Source organism: Streptomyces sp. MB09-02B (genome assembly GCF_033794485.1).
Classification (GTDB): Bacteria; Actinomycetota; Actinomycetes; order Streptomycetales; family Streptomycetaceae; genus Streptomyces.
In genome coordinates this window covers 1-2,121 of record NZ_JARGEE010000763.1, presented here as the reverse complement: position 1 = coordinate 2,121, position 2,121 = coordinate 1, and the positions used below count along the sequence as shown (strand labels likewise).

Annotated in this window: 1 protein-coding gene; it reads left to right on the top strand. The window is 74.8% G+C overall.

The window, feature by feature from the left end; translation table 11 throughout:
* A partial coding sequence (locus tag P1P70_RS43810) for a tetratricopeptide repeat protein (protein WP_319247964.1) occupies nucleotides 1-1,967 on the top strand: 1,967 nt, incomplete at its 5' end.
* Nucleotides 1,968-2,121: the final 154 nt, after the last annotated feature.

Genomic DNA, 2,121 nt, shown 5'->3' with positions numbered 1-2,121 from the left:
TGCGGGACCTCGGCACCGCCCCCCGCCGCATCCCCGAACACCCGTACGCGGCCGCTGCGTTGTTGCGCTCGACCCTCGCGCCCACCCGCACCCTGATGGTCCTGGACGACGCCGCGACCGCCGCCCAGGTGCGCCCCCTCCTCCCGGCGGGTCCCGGCTGCGCGGTCATCGTGACGAGCCGTTCGCCGCTCACCGCGCTGGACGGCGCCCACCGCTTCCCGCTCGCCCCGCTGTCGGACGACGAGAGCGCGGCCCTGCTGCGGGCCGCCTCGGGCCGCGCGGCGGGCCTGGATGCCGCGCACCCGCTCGTCGAACTCACCGGCCGCCTCCCGCTCGCCCTCCGCGTGGTCGCGGCCCGCCTCGCCGCCCGGCGCGCCCTCACCCCGGACGCGCTGGCAGGCCAACTGGCCGCCACGGAAAGCCGGTTGCAGCACCTCGAATACGACGACCTGAGCGTCCGCCGCTCCCTCGCCGTCGCCCACGAAGCCCTGCGCGCCTCCCACCGCGAGGCCGACCGCGACGCCGCGCACGCCCTGCGTCGCATCGGCGCCCTCGACCTTCCCGCCTACGGCGCACCCCTCCTCGCCCGCCTCACCGGTACCGACGAGTTCCGCGCGGAGGCCGCCCTCGACCGCCTCGTCGACGTGGCCCTCCTGGAGGAGACGACGTACGGCCGGTACGTCCCCCACGACCTCGTCCGCCACTTCGCCCGCGAACTCGCGGGCTCGACCACCCCCACCGAGACCGCCGCGGCCGTGGAGCAGGCCCTGCGCTGGTACACCGGACGGGCCCGGCAGAGCCTGCTGGTGATGCTGCCTCCGGGGTACGAGCGCGACGAACGCCTCCGTACGAGGATGTCGCCGGCCGCCGTTGCGGAACCCCCCGTCGCGGAACCCCCTGGTGCGGAACCGCCCACGGAACCGCCCTTCACCTCCGCCGAGGAGGCCTTCGCGTGGGGCGACCGCGAACTCCCCACCATCGTCGCCCTGGTGGAGCGCTGCGCCCGCGACCACGGCGACGGCGGCACGGGAGTGGTGCGCGGTGCCGGAGGCGCGGTCGGTACGGGGGGCACCGGTTCGGCGGCGGCACTCGTCCCCACCCTGGTCCGCCACCTCTTCCCCTACCTGCACCGAGGCGGCCGGCTCGCCGAACTGGACGTGCTCGGACGGCACGCGCTGAACGTCGCGAGGTCCCTCGGGGACGACGAGGCCGAGGCGTTCGCCCTCACCGACCGCGCGGGGCTGCACTTCATGTCCGGCCGGGCCTCGGAGGCGCTCGCCCTCAACGACGAGGGCCTGAAACTGTGGCGCCGCCTCGGAGTGGTGTCGTGCGTACGGCGCTGCCTGAACAACCGGGGGCTCGTGCTGGAGAGCCTCGGCCGGTACGAGGAGAGTGAGGAGACGCTCCGGCAGAGCCTGGAACTGTCCCGGCAACTGGGCGACCCGTACGGCGAGGCGGTGACCTTCAGCCACCTCGGCAACCTGTACAAGCACACGGACGCGCGCGCCGCCATCGCCCACCACGAACGGAGCCTGGCGCTGGGGGAGATGGCCGACAGTCTCGTCGTACGGCACACCGCACACTGCAACATCGGCTACGCCCACCTCCGCCTCGGCGAACCGGCCGCCGCCGTACGCAACTTCGAGCAGAGCCTGCGCATCCTCGGCGACGACGAGGACTGGCAGGGCGAGTCCAAGTCCCGGCTCGGCCTGGTACGGGCCCTGCGCGAACTCGGCCGCCCGGGCCGCGCGGCCCAGGAGTGCGACATCCTCCTCGACCTCGCCGAACGCCGCGCCGACCAGTACGCCGTCGGCCTGGCCCGGCACCAGCGGGGGCTGCTGCTCCGCGCCGACGGCCACGAGGAGGAGGCCTACCACGAGTGGGAGCAGGCCCAGGAGATCCTGGACGACACGGACTCGACGGTGGCGACAGACCTGAGAGAACTACTGAAGAACCGCGCGCCGTAGGCTTCGCGCCCCTGCACGGCGGCGCAGCCGCCTTCCAGGGGCGCGGGGACCTGCGCGACCAGCCACGACGATCCCGCAGCCGCCGGCCGACAGACCCTCTCACCCTGGGCCGCGCGGCCCGGGCGGCCGAGTTCGCGCAGGGCCCGTACCAGGC